This is a genomic window from Aerococcus sp. L_32, from assembly GCF_050689315.1.
On sequence record NZ_JBOEQF010001052.1, the window covers coordinates 1 to 645 of the forward strand.

General features: G+C 45.3%; 1 protein-coding gene and 1 pseudogene. One reads left to right on the top strand and one right to left on the bottom strand.

From position 1 onward, the window contains the following. Positions 1–260: pseudogene (locus tag ACRCJ0_RS18135) on the bottom strand (hypothetical protein); the annotation flags it as partial. A 196-nt stretch (positions 261–456) separates the two neighbouring features. Between ACRCJ0_RS18135 and ACRCJ0_RS18140 the strand changes: the two are divergent. Beyond that, a partial coding sequence (locus ACRCJ0_RS18140) for an acetolactate decarboxylase (RefSeq protein WP_431391530.1) occupies positions 457–645 on the top strand: 189 nt, incomplete at its 3' end.

Here is a 645-nt window from a genome sequence, read left to right on the forward strand (position 1 = left end):
ACACTGATCATATAGCGAAAGTCAAGGTGGCGGGTCATCTGCCCATTTTGCACGAGGACATATTCCTTCTCGAAGGGTGAAATACCAGGAAATTGGCCGTGAATTTGGTACCAACCATCATAAATTTCCCACACGCCGGGCCGGATCTCAGGCTGAAAATCCCGCTTCAAGACGAAAGTCTCATCATCACCCGTAATTTCCGCCATCCACCGCTTCTCCTCCTCGCCAATCGGCATCAAAGGCAACTCGTGCGAAATCATCCAACCACTCCTCTCAAATTTTTTGTCTAGTAAGTACTAGTTAGTATAGGAAAAAGGGTCAACAATTTCAAGCTGTCACTCCTACAACAGCTTGCGAGACGAGTGCAAAAAAGGTAGTATGGACATGACAAGAAGTGCCATCTTTTAAATAATATGAAAATGAACTGTGCACAGAAAGCGATACGGGGAGACAGATATGGTGAAACTATTTCAACATCAAACATTGGGCGACTTAATGGCGGGTTTTTTCGATGGGTCGATGACCATAGAAGCCTTATTAAAAGAGGGCAACTATGGGATTGGCACCATGGACCATTTAGATGGGGAATTGATCGTGATTGGAGGCAAGGCATACCAGGCCAAGGAAGATGGCGAATTAGTTGTG